The following is a 19,785-nucleotide window of genomic DNA, read 5'->3' on the forward strand; positions in this document are numbered from 1 at the left end:
GGCGGCGGGCTCTAATGAGGCATACAGCACATGCAAATCGAAACTTACATCATCGTCGCCGGCCTGCTCGTAGGCTGGATTGCGAACGCTTTCTTCCTGATCAAAGCGAGCAAGAAAGCCTTTGCGCGCGGCTTTGATCGTGGCGTCAACCTGGCCCGCGCGCAGCATGCCGCTTCGCCCGCCTGCACCATCGACGACCACAAACTGATGACGAAGATCACCACGTCACTGGGACTAGCCCTGGAAACCTGGCAAGCGTTCCCAGGGACAGAAATCATGGTCGCCAGGGTGAACAAGCAGCGCCGACAGCTGACCGCCTTCGCCGCGAAGATGTGGTCAGCGGCCTACCCTGCACCACTCAATGCGGAGGATGCAGCATGACCTGGATCCTCACCCAAAGCGGCCAGCAGTTCGACCTGCTACGTCCGACCGCATCCATGATCAAGCCGGTGGATATCGCTCACGCCCTGTCGCGCTTGTGCCGATTCAACGGGCACACACGCGCTCATTACAGCGTGGCGCAGCACAGCCTGATTGTTGCCAGCCTGGTACCCATCGAGCACCAGCTGGTGGCCCTACTGCACGACGCGACCGAAGCCTACATCGGTGACATGACACGCCCGCTCAAGGCCGTAATGCCTGAATACCAGTTCGTCGAGAATCAGATCTGGCTCGCCGTGTGCGAGCGGTTCGACATCCAGATCGACCTGCCAGCCTGCGTGAAACAGGCCGATATGGTCGCCCTGGCCACCGAACGCCGCGACCTAATGCCAGAGCACCCCGGCGAATGGGATTGCCTACGCGGCGTCCAGCCGATGAAGGAGACCATCATCCCGTTTTCGGCCGAATCCGCATCAATGATGTTCTTCTCGCAATTGATGACGTCAATGCAGAGCTCTCACCGCCGGAGGTTATCGGCATGACCTCACTCAAGAAACAACCGTTCGACTTCAAAACCCAATACGGCCTGGGCTTCAACGCCCAAGACGATGAAATCGTCGTGGACTTTTTCTGCGGCGGTGGTGGCGCCGGTACCGGCCTGGAGATGGGCCTGGGTCGCCCTGTCAATGTCGCGAAGAACCACAACCCCAACGCTATCAGCATGCACACCATCAACCACCCCGGCGCGGTGCACTACACGACCGATGTGTTTGAAGGCGACCCCGACACCGAGTGCGGCGGCAAGGCCGTGGGCTGGTTCCACATGTCGCCGGACTGCACCCACCACAGCCAGGCAGCCGGCGGACAGCCGCGCAAGCGCGAGATCCGCAACCTTTCGTGGATCGGCCTCAAGTGGGCGGGCATGAACCGGCCACGAGTAATCAGCCTGGAGAACGTGAAACAGATCCTGCAATGGGGCCGCTTGATCGCCAAGCGCGACAAGGCGACCGGCCGCGTGGTCAAGCTCGGCGGCGAGATTGCCGCACCTGGTGAGGTGGTGCCGGTGGGTCAGCAGTTCCTGATCCCTGACCCAAAGCAGCGGGGACGCACGTGGCGCCGCTTCGTGGCCTTGCTGGAAGGCATGGGCTATGTCGTTGAGTGGAGAGTCATCAAGGCCTGCGACTTCGGCGCGCCGACCAGCCGGGAACGTCTGTTCATGATCGCCCGGTGCGACGGCCAGCCGATTGTGTGGCCGGAGGCGACCCACGCCAAGAACCCGGCCAAAGGTCAGCAGAAGTGGAAAACAGCCGCCGACTGCATCGACTTTACCGACCTGGGCAAAAGCATTTTCGGCCGCAAGAAAGACCTGGCCCCGGCCACCCTGCGCCGTGTTGCCAAGGGCATGAAGAAGTTCGTCATCGATAGCGCGGCGCCGTTCATTGTGCCGATTGCCAACTGGTCAGGCGAGACTGTGCAATCCGCCGACGAGCCGCTGCGCACCGTCACCTCCTACCCAAAGGGCGGCGCCTTCTCGGTGGTCAGCCCAATCATCGCACCGGCAACGCACCAGGGCAGCGATCGAATAAACGACCCACTCGAACCGCTGCCGACAGTTACCTGCGCGAATCGCGGTGAGCTGACGCTGATCAGCCCGACGCTGATTCAGTCGGGGTACGGCGAGCGCGCAGGGCAAGGGCCAAGGGTGCCGGGCCTGGATCAGCCGCTGGGGACGGTTGTCGCCGGTGGAGTCAAGCACGCACTGGCTTCGGCCTGCATCGTCCAGGCCGGTCACGGGGAAGGTTCTGGCGCGAACAAACGCCGATCCCACGGGGTGAACGACATCTGCGGCCCGATCGGCACTGTCACTGCCAGCGGTGGCGGGCAATCCGTCAGCGCCGCTGTGATGATCCAGGCCAATGGCGGATTCAACACAACGCACGCCAAGGGCATGCACGAACCCATGACCACGGTGACCAACACCGGCAGCCAGCAGCAGCTGGCGGTGGCGAACCTGGTGCACTTGCGCGGCAACTGCGATGCACGTGACGTGAACGACCCGCTGCACACCATCAGCGCCGGCGGCCAGCACCACGGGTTGGCCAGCGCATTCATGGAGCGGGCATTCGGCAGCAGTGTTGGCCAGGGCCTGGAAGATCCAGCGCCCACCATCACAGCCGGCGGCTGTGGCAAGAGCTCGCTGGTGTCGCTCACCCTGTCGCCCGAACACGAAGCCGGCGCTTTGCGTGTCGCCGCCTTTCTGATCAGCTACTACGGTACCGAGAACATCAGCGCATGCGACTCGCCGGCGCCGACGATAACCACAAAGGACCGCCTGGCCATGGTCACCGTGATGGTCAAGGGAACGCCCTATGTGATCGTCGACATCTGCCTGCGGATGCTCAAGCCGTCCGAACTTTACAAGGCCCAGGGCTTTCCCGCCGACTACATCATCAGCCACGGCGCCGACGGCAAGCCGTTCACCAAGACTCAGCAGGTGCACATGTGCGGCAACAGCGTCAGCCCACCGCCCATGGCAGCGTTGGCCCGCGCTAATGACCCGTGGGAAATCACCCTGCAACAGCGGGAGGCAGCATGACTATCACAACCCCCGTCATCCGCTACCACGGCGGCAAATTCCGACTCGCACCGTGGGTACTGCAGCACTTCCCTGCGCATACCTGCTATGTCGAATCATTCGGCGGCGCCGCCGGCGTTCTTATGCAGAAAAGCCGCAGCTATGCCGAGGTGTACAACGACATGGATGGCGATATCGTCAACCTGTTCCGCGTGTTCCAGGCCGAGCAATCGCGCAACGCCCTGGCCGAGCTGCTCGTGCTAACGCCCTACTCGCGCGAAGAGTTCGAACTCGCATGGGAACCCACCGACCACCAGATCGAACGCGCCCGGCGAACTATCATCCGCGCCCAGATGGGCTTCGGATCCGCAGGTGCGACTAAGGGCATCACCGGCTTTCGCATCGATACCAAGCGCAAATACGGGACGGCACAGTCCCTATGGACTAAATACCCGGAACAGATCGCCGTGATCGGCCAACGCCTGGCAGGCGTACTGATCGAGAACCGCCCCGCGATCGAGGTGATTAAGGCCCACGATGACTTCAGCACGCTGCACTACGTCGACCCCCCCTACATGCACGGCACACGCTACAAGAATGCAGTGTCCGGCCGCTATTACCGCTACGAAATGACCGACGCCGACCACCGCGACCTTATCAACACCCTGCTGGAGGCAGAGGGAATGGTCGCCCTTTCAGGATACGACGGCGAGATCTATCGCGAGATGCTCACCGGTTGGTCGATGAACAGCACTAGAGCGCGTATATCAGCGGGCAGAGGCACCAGCAGCAGGCATGAGTGCTTGTGGCTGAACCCTGCATGCATGAATGCCCTGCATCGGTCAGGCTTACAACTCGGAGCAACCGCATGATGGAATTTCAAAGCGAAACCCTGGCAGACGAAGAGCTGGCCACCATCACCGGCTACCAGATCCCCTCCAAGCAGATCCAGTGGTTGATCGATAACCACTGGGAGCATGTTCTAACCGGCGCCCGGCGCCCGATCGTGGGCCGGGTGTACGCCCGAATGAAACTGGCGGGAGTTACCCCTTCTGCCGTGAACCCAGCGGCCGAAACCTGGACGCTCGACCTAGCGAACGTGAGCTGACCCATGCGCAGGAAGAATGCAGCTAACCTGGACCTACCTCCGCGCATGATCCGCCGCAATGCCACACTCAAGAGCGGCAAAATATGGACGGGCTATTACTACAATGGCAGGGACGCCAATGGCAAACGCAAAGAGATTCCCCTGGGCGGTGATCTCGACCAAGCGAAAGTGGAATGGGCCAGGCTGGAGCGACGAGCACCCCCGAAGCCCAGCCACTTGCTGGGCTTTTTGTTCGACAGGTACGTGAAAGAGATCATCCCCACTAAAGGGCTGCGCACCCAATCCGACAACATGAAAGAACTCAAGCAACTCAGGAAGGCGTTTGAGAAAGCCCCCATTGACTCGATCACACCCCAGGTAGTCGCGCAGTACCGGGACGCCAGGACAGCAAAAGTCAGGGCCAACCGTGAAATCGCGCTGCTATCGCACATGTTTACGATTGCCCGTGAGTGGGGTCTGACCAGCAATGCCAACCCTTGCTTCGGCGTTCGCCGCAACAAGGAGACACCACGAGACTATTACGCCGGCGATATCGTGTGGAATGCGGTGTATGACGCAGCCGTTCAGGAACTCAAGGACGCTATGGACTTGGCCTATCTGACCGGACAGCGCCCGGCTGACGTACTCGCCGTTGCCACTACAGACCTGAACGCCGGCTTCCTAATGGTCAAGCAGGGGAAAACCGCAAAAAAACTCCGACTACGCCTGGAAGATGAAGGCGTGCAATCCGCGCTGAGCGCTTTCTTAATCGACCTGCAGGAGCGACGCGCACTCAACAGCATCAAAACGTCGCGGCTGATCACCAACGCGTCCGGCCTTCGGATGAGCCAGCAGATGCTGCGCAATCGTTGGGATGACGCGCGTGAGAATGCAGCAATCAAGGCTGGCGCCGCTGGCGACAACGCCCTGGCCGTGCTGATCCGCCAGTTCCAGTTCAAAGATATTCGCCCGAAGGCTGCTAGCGAGATCGAACTGACTCACGCCAGCCGCCTGCTTGGCCACAGCACCGAAGAGATGACCAAGAAGGTCTATCGCCGGGTTGGCGAGATCGTCAAACCTACAAAATAAACCCTTAAAACCTTCCCGCACCAGTTACGTTTCCGCATCCCCAACGCCTCCCAATATGGCCGGGGTTGCGGAAACGATCTTAAAAGTTGCGGAAACGATCCTAAATCGCAGGCAATAAAAAACCCCGTAGACCATTGATCTACGGGGCTTTAAGAGTGGAGGCCGAGGTCGGAATCGAACCGGCGTAGGCGGATTTGCAATCCGCTGCATAACCATTTTGCTACTCGGCCTCAAACGATCAATGTCATTACCATCAACATTCACCGCATAAAAACTTGAGTGGGCTATAGAACCCTGCCTCTACTCTAACTCATTGAATACATTGAAGTTTTTAATGCTTCGTTGCGTTCGATGGGCGCCATTATGTACTCATTTGCTTTTTGCTGCAACCCCTTGATTTCAAAAATATTTCGTATTGGCATCAAGGGGTTGCGCACCTGCCCTACTCCTTAATGACGTGCTCATGGTACTGCGGGTCGGCCTTTATCTGGGCTTCGGTGAAGGGCAGTCGGCGCAGCTTTTTCTCGGAGAAGGCTTGAGTCTGGTCCTTCGAGTGTTTCGACGCGGGATTGCTGGATTCGGAGAATGCCAACACGCCCAGGGCTTGGGGGCCTTGGTCGTCGAAGGTGACGATTTGCAGGTAGCTGGTGCCGCTGACCACTTCACGTTTGCCGTCGGCACGCGGCACGCTTTGCATGGCGTTGTAGATGCCCAGTTGCTGCGGGCCACCGTGCATGGGGGTTTGGCCGGAGATTTGGATGTCGCCCCAGCGGCTCAGGCCGTGTGTGCTGACGTCGGCGGTGGAGGCCAGCATGGCTTCGCGCAGGGCGTTGGCGACCGGCTCGCGCTCAATGGCCAGGCCGCGTGGCGTGGTCAAGGGGTGTGCGGGGTCGAAGGCGACGCGCCAGGCGTCAGGGATTTGCTGCAGGTGTTCGACCAGGTTGATGAAGTGCACCAGGCCGATACCGCTGTCGAGGTTGGCGTGCCGGTCCCAGGTTTTCAGGCCGGTGCACAGTGGTTCAAGCGCAGCCGCGTCAGCGCCCAGGTGCTTCGCGCAGAATTCAAGCAGGTCGGGCATCACCAGGCCCGCGAGGTACACCTCGTTGTCCATGACCATGTCTTGCAGGTCGGCCACGCTGATCGGTTGTTGTTCCAGGGACTGCAGGCGCTGCACGGCAAATCGCGCACGGGGGCCGAGGCCGATGTGGTCCTGGCTGATCACCGGGGAGAAACCGCTCAATGGCGCCTTGGGGTTGGCCATCCATGCCGAGTCGTTGGCGTGTTGCACATAGTCGGTACGCTGCAATTGCGGCAGTTGGTCGGCCGCGAAGATGCCCGGTTGCGCCGCCCGCGGGTCGATGTCCCAGGCACAGGCGCTGCGGGCGCCGTCGAGCATGATCAGTTGCAGGCCGGCGCGAGGATCGCTGCATTGCGCAAGTTTGGCGGCGCTGACGTTGGGCACCACCGACAGGTTCATGTACAGGCTCTGGCCCTGGTCATCGGCAGCCAGGGTGTTGACCCACGGGATACCTTGCAGGGTGTGCACCGAGGTTTGCAGCGCCTTGAGGCTGCCGGCGCGGTTCATCGCGTCCCACTGTTGCAGCACGCGGTCATTGCCCAGGTTGGCGTCACGCAGGCTGAACGCGTAATGGTTGTCCCAGTCGAGTTTGCCGGGCCACTGCACCACCGGGCCGAATTGCGAGCTGTAGACCGTATGGCTCACACTTTTGACGCTGCCGTCGGCTTGTTTGACCTGCACCTTGACGGAGGTCTGGTCGAGGGGAATGGACTTGCCATCCAGCACATAGCGCGTGGCATCCTTGGGGTCCAGGGTGAGGCGATACAGCGTGAAGTGCTTGGAGGTATCGACCGTGTGCGTCCAGGCCACATGCTGGTTAAAGCCGATGTTGATCACCGGCAAGCCGGGCAACGCGGCGCCCATCACGTCCAATTGGCCGGGGATGGTCAAGTGCATCTCATAAAAGCGCATGCCACCGGCCCAAGGGAAATGCGGGTTTGCCAACAACATGCCGCGACCATTGAACGAACGGTCACGGCCCACGGCCACCGCGTTGCTGCCCCTGTCCAGGGTGAAGCGCTGCTGGTGGGCGGCGGCCAATTCAAACGCTTTGGTGTTGGACGGTACGCTGGCGGTGGCTTGAGGCGGTGTCGCGCCGACCAAGGCTTCGGCGAATTGGCCGACACCGCCTTCAACCAACAACCTGCGCGTCAGCTTGACCAGGTCTTCAACGTTCAAGGGCCTTACCCACGCCGCCTGGCACTGCGCCGGCGCACCCTGCTCTTTAAGGTAGCGGTTGTAGCCAGCCACATAACCTTCAATACGCTGCTGAATCTGCGGCGGCTGCGCCTTCCAGAAAGCGGCAACGGCTTGCGGCGTATTCAGCCAGGTGAAAAACACATCACTGGCGAGGTTGTTACGCGCTTCCAGGGTCGACTGGTCGGGGCCGAAAAACCGTGCACGCTCACCGTTCACCGTGACCACTTCATTGGCCAGCAGGCACAGGTTGTCCTGGGCATAGGCGTAACCGATGCCGTACCCCAGGCCGCGCTCATCCGAGGCGCGAATGTGCGGTACGCCGAACGTGGTGCGGCGAATATCCGCCGACGTCTGTGCCACTGGCTCCCGCGCCGATGCGGCAACGCTCAACCCCAGCAACAGTCCCGCCACACACGCCCTGGACAACCCGTTGGAAATAATCACGCAAACCCCACAGTCAAATTGAACACCCTCACAGGGGGCTATTCCCCCCACATAGGGACGCAGACAGCCGGGAATAATTTAGACGTGAGCATGTTTATTGGCGGCGATTGACGTGTGACAAACAGGATACCGACAAATTTTCTACATGAAGGACTTCATGATTTCCGTGGCTGGTTCGTCTAATTAACCAAGAGCGCCATCATTTTCCTGATCAGGCTCTGATAAGGAGTTTTTCGCATGTACAACTCGCACCTGCCCACGGACGGACCTTCACCGGCGGCCGACGCCAATTTTGGCGGCGGCGCACACGCGTTCGGCAAAGCGCCGGGCAAGCAGCCCGAGCAACAGGGCAACCAGCGTATTCGCCACTTGCTCAAGTGTTTCGGTTTGCGCACCAGCCTGATTCGGCTCAAGGTCATCGACGCCCTCCTCACCGCTGCCGACAACCAACGCACCCTCGGCGTGCGTGGCGTGCACAGCCATTTGCTGGCGCTGGGCATTCCGTTGTCGTTTCTAAGCGTGCGTGAGGTCCTCAAGCGCCTGTGCGCCGAGGGCGTGATTACCCTCAATGCCGATAAAAGCTACAGCCTCCATGCAGAGGCCGCCAAACTCCTCAACGGGCACGCCTGACGCGCTTGGCCGAATCGCCTGGCGGACTCAGAAGTTAGGCTTGACCTTGCGACGCATGATGCCGTTGATCACCACCACAGTGACCGCAACGGCGATGGCAATGTACTGGAACGTTTTCTCGCTGATGACGCCGGTGTTCTGCAGGTAGGACAGGCCAAACATCGTCCCCAGTACCACCAGAGAAATCAGAATCGAATATTTCAAACGTTGCTTTTGGGTCATGACGGGGTCCTGAAGCTGATAAATGTATCCACTGTGTATCGCCGAGCATGCCAAGCACATACCCGGTAACGGGGATGGCGCGGGGTCGGCAGGGTCCTATGTTACAGGCGCTGAAATTTTTTGGCTTGTTCCACGCCTGATTGAACCTGTCGGTACTTTAGAGGATTTCAAAATGCTCCGTCGAATCACCCTGCTGATTCCATTGCTGATCATGCTGAGCATGAGCGGCTGCTTCTTTTTCCCCCACGGCGGTGGCGGTGGCTGGCACGACCACCGCTATGACGATGGCCACGGCTACGAACGCCGCTGATAGCCTGTGAGTCTCGCTTTGCATTGCGCAAAGCGAGACCCTTGCCGTTCAGCCGGCGTGCACCCATCGCTGGTGCAGCCACCGCGCAAACGCATCCAGGGCAAACCCCAATAGCCCGATCAACAGCACCATCGCCATCAACTCCGAATAGGCCAGGCGATCACGCGTGTCGAGAATGTAATACCCCAACCCGGCACTGACCCCGAGCATTTCGCACGGCACCAACACAATCCACAGAATGCCGATGGCCAGGCGCACGCCGGTCAGCACATGCCCCACTACGCCGGGAATAATCACCCGCCGCAAGGTTTCCCAGCGCGTCGCACTCAGGCTTTGACTCAACTGCAGCCACCGCGGGTCCAACTGCCGCACGCCCGCGGCCGTATTGAGCATGATCGGCCACACAGCGGCAAACGCCAGCAGGAAGTAAATAGGTGAGTCACCCACGCCCATCAACATCACCACGATAGGCATCCAGGACAGCGGCGAGATCATTCGCAGAAACTGAAAGGCCGGCGTGGTGGCCGCCTCCAGGTTGCGCGAGCTGCCCACCAGCAAGCCCAGTGGCACCCCCACCAGTAACGCGAGAAACAACCCGACGAAAATTCGCTTGAGGCTAACCGCGATGTGCAGATAGAGCTCACCGCGCCCAAGCAATTCCCACAGGCTGCTCAAGGTCGCCGCCAGCGAGAAACGTGCCGACAGGCCATCGGCCGCGCCAAACACCTTTACCCCCAGCCACCACAGCACCAGCAAACCTGCCAGGCCGCTTACTCCGAGCAACCAGCCAGGCCATATGACGGTTTTGCCGTTGTTCAAACGCCAATCTCCTCGTGCCGCTCGTAACCGTCCGGCAGGCCGAAGGTCTGCATGCCGCCCACCGACTCGATCGCCTGACGGACAAAACGGTCGTCGACCAGGTCTTTGGCCACGAAGGCCGGGTCCAGATCGGCGAGAAAGCGCTTGTCGCCTTCGATCAACGTGTCCTTCAAGCGCCGCACCAGTTCCTCGGTGTAGCTGGGGAACGGATAAGGTTGGAAGTCGATGCGGTGCTCATCCCAGTTGGCGTGCTGGATCGCGCCGTCGGCGAGGTAAGCGGCGCGGTCGGCAGCCGCCGGCGCGAGGACTTTGCTCAATACTGGTTCAGCATGCGGGGTGTAGCGGTTCGGTCCGTCCTTGGACAGCAGTTTCACCGCCTCTTCGCGGTTATCACGCGTCCACACCTGGGCCTTGACGATGGCATTCACCACCTTCTGCGACCATTCCGGGCGGTTGGTCAGGTCATGCTCGTGCATGAACACCACGCAGCACGCATGGTTGCGCCAGACGTCACCGGTAAATCGTTGCACACGCCCGACCTTGAGGTTTTCCGCCAGCGCGTTGAACGGCTCGGCGACGATATAGCCATCGATGCGTTTGCTGGCCAGGGCCGGCGGCATGTCGGAAGGCGGCAGCACGATCAGGTTGACTTCATTGGCCGCAATCTCAGTACCGGCAGCACGTGCCACGGGCGTCAGGCCGTTGTCGCGGAACAACTGCTGCACCACCACGTTGTGAATCGAATACCAGAATGGAATCGCCACCGACTTGCCGCCCAGTTGCTTCACCTCGGTAATGCCTGGCGACACGGTCAAGCCGGAGCCGCCGACGTGGTTCCAGGCCACCACTTTTGCCGGGACTTTGCTGCCGTAGCGTGCCCACACTGTCATCGGCGAGAGCAGGTGAATCACGTTGACCTGCCCGGAAATAAACGCCTCGATCACCTGGGCCCAACTGCGCAACAGCACAGGGCGCTCGGCCTTGATGCCCTCGGCTTCGAACAGGCCGTTGTTGTGCGCAACCAGCAGCGGTGTCGCATCGGTGATCGGCAAGTAGCCGATCCGCACCGGCGCATCCGGCTCGCTGGCGGCGCGGGCGTGCAGGCTGCTCAGCAGCGGCATGGCACCGGCGGCACTGAGCACGGCGGACAGTTTGAGAAAGTCACGGCGCGAGTGAGTGAGGTCATCCAGACACATGTGAGAACTCCGGTTGTTCAAGAGGGTTGGGTTGAGGGCGGCTCGCCTGCCGTAAGGTTTTCAGAATCTCGATACGCAGTGCGCCGATGGCCTCCACCTGTTCCTCGCGCGGTTGCGGCAGGTCGATGTGCCATTCGCCCAGGGTCCGCGCCGGGCGGTTACCCAGTAGCAGGATGCGGTCGGAAAGCAGCAACGCCTCATCAATATCATGGGTAATCAGCACCGCCGCCGAACCTTGCTCGCGGTTGACCTTGAGCAACAGGTGCTGCATGTCGGCGCGGGTGACTTCATCGAGTGCGCCGAAGGGTTCATCCAGCAGCAACACTTGCGGTTGCCGTGCCAGGCAGCGGGCCAACGCCGTGCGCTGGGCCATGCCACCAGACAACTGCGCGGGGAACTGCTGACGCGCAGGGTGCAGCCCGACCGCCGCGATAGCGTGGTCGACGCGGCGGCGGCGCTCTTCGGGACTCAGCTGCGGTTGGCGGGCGAAATCCAGGCCGAAGGCGACGTTCTTTTCCAGACTCAACCAAGGCAACAGGCTGGGGTCCTGAAAGGCTACCGCGACCCTTGGGTGCGGCCCGTTCAACGGCTCGCCCAGCACCTGCACTGTGCCGCCCTGGGGCGTCTGCAAACCGGCCAGTACGCGCAACAGGCTGGATTTTCCGACGCCACTGGGCCCGAGGATCGACACCACTTCGCCAGGCCGCAATTGCAAGTCGAACCCTTGCAGCACCGGCCCGCTGGCGTAGCCCAGGCAAATCCCCTGAGCACTCAATACCATCGGTGTCATAGATTGGCCTGTCGCTGCAACTCGGTGCGCAGTTGCACCAGGCTTGGCGTGACAATCGGCACAAAGGCCGACTCGCGCCAGCGCCGGGCAAAGCCGCTGCCGTGTGCGGTGAGGTACGCCTTGCCGCCGCTCGCCTGCAGTTCAAGTTGCACGGCGCTGGCGGCTGTTTCTGCCAGGGCAATACGCAGTTTGAACAGCGGCACCGGCTCTGCCGCAAACCGTCCGGCCAGCAACCCCTTTTTCAACTCGGTGACCAGATGGTCCAGCGTTACCCGCAAGGCCTCCAACTCATCACGCAACACCGTGCGGCTCGCGCCCAGGTGGTTGGCCACTTCCGCCAGCGAACGGCGCGCCAGGCCGATGGACATGCCACATTGCAAGCCCAGGAACGCCGGGCGTACTGCCGGCAAAAATTTGCGCGCGTCTTCATGCAGCAACCAGTCACGGCTCAGCTCGACGCCTTCCAGCCCCAGTGCCGCCGTGTTGCTCGATTGCAGCCCCATCAGCTCCAGGTCGCGGGAACGCTGCAACCCCGCCACCGAATCGGGGATCGCCAGGATAAACGGCGCGCCGCCACCGACCTGCTCGATCGCCGCCGCCGCAACAAACCCGTTCTTGCGCAGGTTGGTCACCCAGTGCAGGCGACCGTTGAGGGTCCAGCCGTGGTCGTTCGGCTCGGCGCTGATTTGCAGCGCCTCGATCCCCGAGAGAAACTTCATTGCATTCGACAGCCCCGTGGCGCCGGCCAGTTTGCCGCTGAGCAAGTCCGGCAGCAGCTGCTCGCGCAGCCGCTCATTCGGGCTCTGCAGCAAATACTCGATAAAGGATCGCTGGCCCCAAAAGACAAATGCGGCCGCCAGGGAATGGCTGGCGACATTGGCGATGGCGTCCACCGCACCGGTTACATCGCCGCCCAGCCCGCCGAGTGCTTTCGGCACGCCGATACGTAATACATTCGCGTCTGCCAGCCGTGGCAGCACTTCCTGTGGATCGCAACTGCCCACATCCAGGGCCTGCGCTTGAACATCGAGCCAACGGCTCAAGATTGGGTCAAGCATTCGTGTTTCTCCTTGTTACTGCAGGTGGACCATCGCCTATTCAGCTTGCCGGTTTTTCCCAACGGTATTGCGCCAACTCCGGGTTCAACGGGGTACGGGCAAACACGTTAGCGAAGTTGCACAACGTTGCCAGGCTCACCCCCAAAATAACTTCCAGTGCCTGGCCATCGGAATAACCGGCGGCACGGAATGCCTCGAAGCCGGCATCGCTGACATCGCCGCGGGTGGCGATCACTTCACGGGTGAAGGCGGCGAGTGTCTCATACCGGGCATTGGGCAATTCACCGCGCTGGCGCAACGCATCAATGACGTCTTCCGGCAGCTTGGCTTTGTTGCGGGCAACGGCTGTGTGGCCGGCGACGCAGAAATCGCAGCCGTGGGTGGTGGCGGCAATCAGTTGCACCACTTCGCGGTCGGCCAGGCTCAGTTCAGACTTGGCGTTGAGGCCGGACACCGTGATATAGGTTTCCAGCGCGGCCGGTGCATTGGCCAAGACGGCGAGCAGGTTGGGGATGAAACCCGAGCCCTTGAGGGCGTTTTCCAGGAACGGCTTGGCCGCTTCAGGTGCGGTTTCAGGGGTCAGCAACGGTACGCGGGACATGGAGTGGTCTCCTCATGGGTTGATGGCTCCAGTCTGTTGGTTATAAAAAATCCCCTCAATAGGCTAAAGTAGCGATTACTTGCTCTTGAGTCTTTACGTTAGATGAATTCGTCCAGTGCTCTCGTCGATTGGTTATTAGACAGCCTTGAGCTCAACACCAGTCTGTTCCACGTCGGGCGCTATTGCGGCGACTGGCATGCAAGCACCCATGGCCTGGCCAGCGCGAGTTTCCACTTGATTGTGCAAGGCCAGTGCTGGCTGCATATCGACGGAGAATCCGCCCCCCAGCACTTGAACAATGGCGATGCGCTGTTTCTGCTGCGCGACCTTGAATATCGGCTGTCCGGCGAAGCCACGGCGCAGGGCGCGCAGGAATCTCCACGCCGTGCGATGCTGGCGCTGGATAACGAGGCCAGCGATGGCGTCGGGCTGGTCTGCGGTTTCTTCCACTTCCATTCCGGCCTGTCGGCGATGATTGTCGACACCCTCCCCGCCTGGATCATCCTGCGTGCCGGCGACCCCTCGTTGACCGCCGCGCGCAACCTGTTCGACCTGATCCTGCAAGAATGCCAGCGCACGCCCGCGCCTTCCTCGGCGTTGCTTGAACGTCTTTGCCACTTGTTGTTTCTGTATGTGCTGCGCCAGCAAGTACTCGACAACACCGCCCTCGGCGGCCTGGCGGCATTGGGCCGGCAGCCGGCATTTGCGCACTTGCTGGAACAGCTTATCGCTCGCCCGGCTGAGGCCTGGATCCTGGAAAGCATGGCGGCCTGTACCGGGCTGTCGCGCTCGGCGTTTTTCAAACGGTTTAACGAGTTGTGCGGCCGCTCGCCCGGCCAGGTGCTGTTGATGATGCGCATGCGCCATGCGTGCCAGCTGTTCAAGCAAGACCAGACGGTGGCAGAGGTCGCGCTGGCGGTCGGCTACCAGTCGGTGGCCGCGTTTACCCGCGCATTCCACAAAGTAACCGGGCAACAACCGGGGGCCTATCGCAAGGCTCAGGCCTAGCGTTGCAAGCCATTGCCCGGCCGCAACGTCACTGCTGGCTTGTCTGATCCTGGCGCTGCAGGCCGGTGCCGGGCTGACTACACAGCTCGACCAACCAATCCACGAATACCCGCACCCGTTGCGACAACTGGCGGTGCGGCGGGTACAGCGCGGTGAGTGCCATGGTGGGTACTGGCAGCTGTGGCAGCACCGGCACCAGCGTGCCCTTGGCCAGTTGCTGCATGGCGTGATAGTGGGGAGCCTGGATCAGGCCATACCCGGCTTCGCACGCAGCGAAATACGCGTCGGAACTGTTGACTGCGACGACCTTCGCCAGGTTGACCACGCGCAACTCGCTGCCAACCTGAAACTCCAGGCCGAAGCGTTTACCACTGGCACTGGAAACGTATTCGACCATCTGGTGATGGGCCAGATCGTCCAGGCTCGCGGGCACGCCCATGCGCGCAAGGTAATCGGGGCTGGCCAGCGTGAGCTGATCCATCACCGCCAGGGGCCGCGCCACCAGCGACTCGTCCAGTGCCAGGCCACCGCGCAGCACGCAATCCACACCTTCACGGATCAGGTCCACCGGGCGGTCGTTAAGGCCGATTTCCAGTTCGATCTGCGGGTAGCACGCGGTAAACGTCGGCAACGCGGGGATCACGATAAGCCGGCCGATACCGGATGGCATGTCGATGCTTAACGTACCGCGCGGGTTCTGACGGCGGTTTGAAAACACCGCCTCGGTTTCTTCAAGGTCCGTCAGCAACTGCACACAGCGCTGGTAATACGCCGCGCCGTCCGGGGTCGGATTGACTTGCCGGGTGGTGCGCTGCAACAACTGCACGCCGAGGTGTGCCTCCAGTTGTTTGATCATGATCGTCACCGAGGCACGCGGCAGTTGCAGGCTGTCGGCGGCCTTGGCGAAGCCGCCCAACTCAACGATTCGGGTGAAGACGCGCATGGCGTTAAATCGGTCCAAAGCTGGGTAAACTCCAGGGATTATTTAGAAAATCATAATAGTGATAGCGGTTTTAGCCGCTTTATCCCTGAGTTGTCGAGGAGAACAATGGGCCTTTCCCATCAAGGAGCTCCCCCGATGCACACTCGTCAACTTGGCAAGAATGGCCCTCACGTCTCCGCCATCGGCCTCGGCTGCATGGGCATGACCGATTTCTACACCACCGGCAGTGATACCCAGGAAGCGCTTGCGACCCTGCACCGCGCCCTTGAGCTGGGCGTCACCTTGCTGGACACCGCCGACATGTATGGCCCCTGCACCAATGAAGAACTGATCGGCAAAGCCATCGCCGGCAAACGCGATCAGGTGTTCCTGGCCAGCAAGTTCGGCTTTGTGCGCGACCCGGCAAACCCCGCGGCACGCGGTGTGAATGGTCGCCCTGAGTACATCCGCACGGCGATTGACGGCACCTTGAAGCGCCTGGGCGTAGACACCCTGGACCTTTACTACCAGCATCGCGTGGACCCCGAGGTAGCCATCGAAGAAAGCGTCGGGGCCATGGCCGAGTTGGTCAAGCAAGGCAAGGTGCGTTACCTGGGCCTGAGTGAAACCTCGGCCGCCAGCCTGGAACGTGCCCACAAGGTGCACCCGATCAGCGCCTTGCAAAGTGAATACTCGCTGTGGAGCCGTGACCAGGAAGACAACGGTTGCCTGGAGGCGTGCGAGCGTCTGGGCATCGCCTTTGTACCCTACAGCCCACTGGGGCGCGGCTTTCTCACTGGCACCTTGAAAAGCCCGGAGGACTTCGCGGCCGACGACTATCGCCGCTCCAGCCCAAGGTTCCAGGGCGAGAACTTCGCAAAAAACCTGTTGCTGGTGGATAAGGTGCGGGCGCTGGCCGCCGAAAAAGGCGTTACGGCCGGGCAATTGGCATTGGCCTGGGTACTCGCCCAAGGCGATTACCTGATCCCGATCCCGGGCACCAAACAGCGCAAGTACCTGGAAGAGAACGTGGCGGCCGTCGACATCGTCTTGAGCCCTGCCGAATCGGCAGCGCTGACGTCGATCTTCCCCGCCGGCGCGACGGCAGGTTTGCGCTACAGCGAAGCCTCGATGAGCCTGGTGAATCAGTAGCCGGCGTGACCCGGGCGCCCGCGTGTGGGGGCGCCCGATTTTTCTTGCACCATGGTACCTAAAGGTCCGTCTTACCAAGCCGATAGCCCGATGAAGCTCTAACAAAGCCGCGTCGATAATAAACGCTTCGTAAGGACGACCTCATGCCCCCAATTCGCTCCATTCAAACCCGCTATACCCTGTTTCTGGTGCTGTTCGTCCTGGTGCTATTGGTGCTGACGGTGGTGGGTATCGGCCAGTTGGTGGCCCCCAAGCTACGGCTAACTGAAGAGCAGGTGGTGCTCAACCGCGTCGCTGAGGTGGCCGAACAGATCAAGGGCGAGCTGAACAAGGTCCAGGCCCAGCAACGCAGCATCACCCAAACCATCCCTCTGCTCGACAGCGATGCCATCGACAAAGTCCTGCCCGGCCTGGTGGACCAGTATGGCGAGCTGAAAGTATTCGGCGGCGGCATCTGGCCGCTGCCTAACCAACGTACGCCAGGGCGTAACAAGCACAGCACGTTCTGGCACCGCGATGCTTCGGGCAAGCTGGCCGTCAATACCTTCTGGAACAGCGACGCCGCGCCTAATTACTACGACCAGAGCTGGTACAAAGGCGGCCTCGCCTCGCCGCGCGGGCAATGCGCCTGGGCCGCCGCCTATAAAGACGATGCCAGCCAGGAGCCGCGCACCAATTGCGCCATGGCGATCCAGCGTGACGGCGCTGCCTATGGCGTCGCCACCATCGACGTGACACTGGGGTTCTTCAATGACCTGGTGGCCAACAAAGAGAAAGACATCGGTGGGCAGATGCTGATCGTTGAAGGCGACGGCAAGATCATCAGCAACAGTTCACGCATCAACAGCCCGGTGGTGTTGAAAAACATCAGCGAACTGGCCGGCACCTCGGCGTTTGCCGCTCAGGTCAGCAAAGCCCTCGCTCATCGCGACCAGGGGCTTCAACGCGCTGAGTTCGACAACCAGGGCGTGGCCAGCACCTTCTACCTGCGGGCGATCGAAGGCACCCCTTGGTTCCTCGCCACCGCCTTGCCGACGGCGCTGATCACGGCCCAGCGCGATGACGTGCTCGGCAGCCTGGCCATGCTGCAAATTCCCATGGTGCTCCTGCTGGTGCTGCTGGCGTTCTTTGCAATCCGCCAACTGGTGCAGCGCATGAAGACGCTGAAAACCAATATCGACGCGCTGTCTGCCGGCGATGCCGACCTGACGCGCCGCATTACCATTCGTGCCGAAGATGAACTGGGCGCCATCGGCCACTCGGTGAACCACTTTATCGTCTACTTGCAGAACATGATTGGTGAAGTCACCCAGGCCACGGGGGCCATGTCTTCGGGCCTTGAGCAACTGCAAAAAACCTCGGCGCACACCAACCAGATCCTGGTACGCCACGCCTCGGAGACCGACCAGACCGTCACCGCCATCACCGAAATGAGCTCGACCGCCGACACCGTTGCGCAAAACGCGGCGGAAACCGCCTCGTTCACCCAGCGCGCCAACGAGCACGCCGACCGCTCTCGCGTGGTTGTCGGCGAAGCGTCCAGCAGCGTCAGTGCCCTGATCGGCGAAGTCGCCAGCGCGACCCACACCGTTGAAAACATGCGCCAGGATGCTGCGCGTATCACCGAAACCCTTGGCGTCATCGGCGCGATTGCCGGCCAGACCAACCTGTTGGCACTCAACGCCGCGATTGAGGCTGCCCGCGCCGGCGAGCAAGGCCGCGGTTTTGCGGTGGTGGCCGACGAGGTCCGGGCGCTGGCCGCGCGTACCCAGGCCAGCACCTCACAGATCAACGAGATGCTGGCACGCCTGACGACCGGGGTAAGTTCGTCGGTGGCCGCCATGGAAAACACCCAGGCCAGTTGCCAATCGGCGGCGGATGCTACGGCGCGGGTCAACACCGGGCTTGACGAAATGGCGGGGTCGGTCAGCCATATCAACAACCTCAGCACCCAGATCGCCACGGCCGCCGAGCAGCAAAGCGCGGTGACCGAGGAGATCAACCGCAGCATGGTGCAGATCCGACATATGGTCGACGAGTTGGTGGAAAGCGGCCATGCCACTGAAACCAATACGCAAAGCCTGTTGAATGCGAATGGCCGGGTGATTGCGCTGATGAGTCGCTTTAAAGTCCGTTGATCAATTGCCTCAGTACTCCCGTGCAAAGCGCGGGAGTCGGACTATTCTGACAGCTGCGATAGGGTGCCAATACTCGCCACACAGGAGGTGTGTCATGCACGCTGCTGAGCCTTCGGTCCGCTTAGAACAGATCAGTCAGGAATGCTTTATTCAGGCGCCTCCCGAGGTCGTCTACGACTATGTGACCCAGCCTGATCGCTGGCACGAATGGCACCCCTCTTCCCTCAGTGCCGACACCGGCACCACCGGTTCGCTTGCGGTCGGCGCGCGCTTTAGCGAAATCATCGACTTGCTCGGCGTGCGCGTCCCCATGAGTTATCGCGTGCAGGTAGCCTGCCGCCCCAGTGAATTCAAAACCGTCTTCACCTCCCTGGCCGTCGACGGCACCATTCACTATGTCTTACAGGCTGACAGCGGCGGCACCCGGTTCAAGCGCGTGTTGACCTACGAGACCGAGTTGCAGCTTGCCACCTTGCATGAACGCATGGTCGCCCTGTCAGCCATTGCGCTGGACCAGCTCAAACATCGGTTGGAAAACACTGCCTTCGTATAATTTTGAAACATTACAACCGCGTCCTGCTGGAAAAAGCAGGGAGAATGCCCGGCTTATTGCCCTGCATTCAGTGAGACATCCCATGAAAACCACCTTGCGCCTGGCCCTGCTTTCAGCCCTGTTCACCACCACCCTGGCGCAGGCCGCCGACCTGATTGCCATTGACGTCCATCGCGACGCCAACTGCGGCTGCTGCAAGAAGTGGATCAGCCACCTGGAAAGCAACGGGTTCAAGGTCAATGACCATGTGGAAGCCGACATGAGCGCCGTCAAGCAGCGCCTGGGCGTAGCGCCGCGCCTGGGCTCGTGCCATACCGCGGTGATCGACGGCAAGTTCGTCGAAGGCCACGTGCCCGCCGAGCAGGTACTGGCCCTGCGCAAGCGCGACGACTTGCTGGGGATTGCCGCGCCAGGCATGCCCATGGGTTCGCCGGGCATGGAAATGGACGGCATGAGCGATGCCTATCAAGTCATCGGCCTGACCCGGGAAGGTCAAGACGTGGTGGTGGCCGACTACCCGGCCCGTTGATTG

General features: G+C 61.2%; 20 protein-coding genes, 1 tRNA gene and 2 pseudogenes. 14 read left to right on the forward strand and 9 right to left on the reverse strand.

The annotated features are described in order from the left end of the window. The first annotated feature begins 30 nt into the window (after positions 1-30). The 6 genes from A7D21_RS19400 to A7D21_RS19425 are packed head-to-tail and all read left to right on the forward strand — an operon-like array spanning position 31 to position 5,132. Complete coding sequence (locus tag A7D21_RS19400; RefSeq protein ID WP_069552424.1) at positions 31-381, forward strand: hypothetical protein; 351 nt, start codon at positions 31-33, stop codon at positions 379-381. Next, entirely contained in the window at positions 378-923 is a 546-nt protein-coding gene (locus A7D21_RS19405) for a phosphohydrolase (protein ID WP_069552425.1), read from the forward strand. The genes A7D21_RS19400 and A7D21_RS19405 overlap by 4 nt, the downstream gene beginning before the upstream one ends. Then, positions 920-2,977: a DNA cytosine methyltransferase gene (locus tag A7D21_RS19410; protein ID WP_069552426.1), complete on the forward strand. Its 2,058-nt coding sequence runs from the start codon at positions 920-922 to the stop codon at positions 2,975-2,977. The genes A7D21_RS19405 and A7D21_RS19410 overlap by 4 nt, the downstream gene beginning before the upstream one ends. Then, positions 2,974-3,828, forward strand: coding sequence for a DNA adenine methylase (locus tag A7D21_RS19415; protein WP_069552427.1), 855 nt, complete (start codon positions 2,974-2,976; stop codon positions 3,826-3,828). The genes A7D21_RS19410 and A7D21_RS19415 overlap by 4 nt, the downstream gene beginning before the upstream one ends. Next, positions 3,828-4,064 (forward strand): DUF4224 domain-containing protein, encoded by a 237-nt coding sequence (locus A7D21_RS19420; protein ID WP_025856662.1) that lies wholly within the window; start codon positions 3,828-3,830, stop codon positions 4,062-4,064. Before A7D21_RS19415 ends, A7D21_RS19420 begins: the two co-directional genes overlap by 1 nt. A gap of 3 nt (positions 4,065-4,067) precedes the next feature. Further along, positions 4,068-5,132 (forward strand): tyrosine-type recombinase/integrase, encoded by a 1,065-nt coding sequence (locus A7D21_RS19425; protein WP_069552428.1) that lies wholly within the window; start codon positions 4,068-4,070, stop codon positions 5,130-5,132. A gap of 156 nt (positions 5,133-5,288) precedes the next feature. On the opposite strand, the gene A7D21_RS19430 is transcribed toward A7D21_RS19425, so the two are convergent. Both A7D21_RS19430 and A7D21_RS19435 read right to left on the reverse strand, forming a co-directional pair. Beyond that, positions 5,289-5,362: transfer RNA gene (locus A7D21_RS19430), tRNA-Cys, on the reverse strand. Between the two features lie 212 nt (positions 5,363-5,574). Further along, positions 5,575-7,854, reverse strand: a complete 2,280-nt coding sequence (locus tag A7D21_RS19435; protein ID WP_069552429.1) for an acylase — start codon at positions 7,852-7,854, stop codon at positions 5,575-5,577. A gap of 237 nt (positions 7,855-8,091) precedes the next feature. On the opposite strand from A7D21_RS19435, the gene A7D21_RS19440 reads away from it, so the two are divergent. Then, positions 8,092-8,484, forward strand: coding sequence for a fe2+ zn2+ uptake regulation protein (locus A7D21_RS19440; protein WP_069552430.1), 393 nt, complete (start codon positions 8,092-8,094; stop codon positions 8,482-8,484). Positions 8,485-8,511: 27 nt separating this feature from the next. On the opposite strand, the gene A7D21_RS19445 is transcribed toward A7D21_RS19440, so the two are convergent. Continuing rightward, on the reverse strand, positions 8,512-8,706 hold the full coding sequence (locus A7D21_RS19445) for a hypothetical protein (protein ID WP_053255884.1): 195 nt from the start codon (positions 8,704-8,706) through the stop codon (positions 8,512-8,514). A 172-nt stretch (positions 8,707-8,878) separates the two neighbouring features. On the opposite strand from A7D21_RS19445, the gene A7D21_RS35835 reads away from it, so the two are divergent. Further along, complete coding sequence (locus A7D21_RS35835; RefSeq protein ID WP_167422764.1) at positions 8,879-9,016, forward strand: hypothetical protein; 138 nt, start codon at positions 8,879-8,881, stop codon at positions 9,014-9,016. 48 nt (positions 9,017-9,064) lie between these two features. On the opposite strand, the gene A7D21_RS19450 is transcribed toward A7D21_RS35835, so the two are convergent. Genes A7D21_RS19450 through A7D21_RS19470 form a run of 5 tightly spaced genes read right to left on the reverse strand, consistent with a single transcriptional unit; the run spans position 9,065 to position 13,480 of the window. Beyond that, positions 9,065-9,814: an ABC transporter permease gene (locus tag A7D21_RS19450; RefSeq protein WP_171902623.1), complete on the reverse strand. Its 750-nt coding sequence runs from the start codon at positions 9,812-9,814 to the stop codon at positions 9,065-9,067. Between the two features lie 17 nt (positions 9,815-9,831). Beyond that, the gene (locus A7D21_RS19455; RefSeq protein WP_069552432.1) at positions 9,832-11,031 is read right to left on the reverse strand and encodes an ABC transporter substrate-binding protein; all 1,200 of its coding nucleotides are present in this window, start codon (positions 11,029-11,031) and stop codon (positions 9,832-9,834) included. Further along, positions 11,018-11,821 carry an ABC transporter ATP-binding protein gene (locus A7D21_RS19460; protein WP_069552433.1) on the reverse strand — a complete coding sequence of 268 codons (804 nt, stop codon included), beginning with the start codon at positions 11,819-11,821 and terminating at the stop codon, positions 11,018-11,020. The genes A7D21_RS19455 and A7D21_RS19460 overlap by 14 nt, the downstream gene beginning before the upstream one ends. After that, a complete protein-coding gene (locus tag A7D21_RS19465) occupies positions 11,818-12,879 on the reverse strand; it encodes an acyl-CoA dehydrogenase family protein (RefSeq protein ID WP_069552434.1) in 1,062 nt (353 codons plus the stop codon). The genes A7D21_RS19460 and A7D21_RS19465 overlap by 4 nt, the downstream gene beginning before the upstream one ends. A gap of 40 nt (positions 12,880-12,919) precedes the next feature. Further along, positions 12,920-13,480 (reverse strand): carboxymuconolactone decarboxylase family protein, encoded by a 561-nt coding sequence (locus A7D21_RS19470; RefSeq protein ID WP_053255879.1) that lies wholly within the window; start codon positions 13,478-13,480, stop codon positions 12,920-12,922. A gap of 102 nt (positions 13,481-13,582) precedes the next feature. On the opposite strand from A7D21_RS19470, the gene A7D21_RS19475 reads away from it, so the two are divergent. After that, on the forward strand, positions 13,583-14,488 hold the full coding sequence (locus tag A7D21_RS19475; RefSeq protein ID WP_069552435.1) for an AraC family transcriptional regulator: 906 nt from the start codon (positions 13,583-13,585) through the stop codon (positions 14,486-14,488). A 28-nt stretch (positions 14,489-14,516) separates the two neighbouring features. Here the strand turns inward: A7D21_RS19475 and A7D21_RS19480 are convergent, their stop codons facing one another. Then, positions 14,517-15,449, reverse strand: coding sequence for a LysR family transcriptional regulator (locus tag A7D21_RS19480; RefSeq protein ID WP_069552436.1), 933 nt, complete (start codon positions 15,447-15,449; stop codon positions 14,517-14,519). 117 nt (positions 15,450-15,566) lie between these two features. Between A7D21_RS19480 and A7D21_RS19485 the strand changes: the two genes are divergently transcribed. The 5 genes and pseudogenes from A7D21_RS19485 (at position 15,567) to A7D21_RS19500 (ending at position 19,782) form a co-directional block, all read left to right on the forward strand. Next, positions 15,567-16,562 carry an aldo/keto reductase gene (locus A7D21_RS19485; RefSeq protein WP_069552437.1) on the forward strand — a complete coding sequence of 332 codons (996 nt, stop codon included), beginning with the start codon at positions 15,567-15,569 and terminating at the stop codon, positions 16,560-16,562. 143 nt (positions 16,563-16,705) lie between these two features. Beyond that, a pseudogene (locus A7D21_RS36650) lies at positions 16,706-17,839 on the forward strand (cache and HAMP domain-containing protein); the annotation flags it as partial. A gap of 342 nt (positions 17,840-18,181) precedes the next feature. Beyond that, positions 18,182-18,700: pseudogene (locus A7D21_RS36655) on the forward strand (methyl-accepting chemotaxis protein); the annotation flags it as partial. Positions 18,701-18,794: 94 nt separating this feature from the next. After that, entirely contained in the window at positions 18,795-19,253 is a 459-nt protein-coding gene (locus A7D21_RS19495) for an SRPBCC family protein (RefSeq protein ID WP_053255874.1), read from the forward strand. A gap of 82 nt (positions 19,254-19,335) precedes the next feature. Continuing rightward, on the forward strand, positions 19,336-19,782 hold the full coding sequence (locus A7D21_RS19500) for a DUF411 domain-containing protein (RefSeq protein WP_053255873.1): 447 nt from the start codon (positions 19,336-19,338) through the stop codon (positions 19,780-19,782). The last annotated feature ends 3 nt before the right edge of the window (positions 19,783-19,785 follow it).

Origin of the sequence: Pseudomonas sp. AP19 (genome assembly GCF_001728855.1) — a bacterium.
GTDB lineage: Bacteria > Pseudomonadota > Gammaproteobacteria > Pseudomonadales > Pseudomonadaceae > Aquipseudomonas > Aquipseudomonas fluorescens.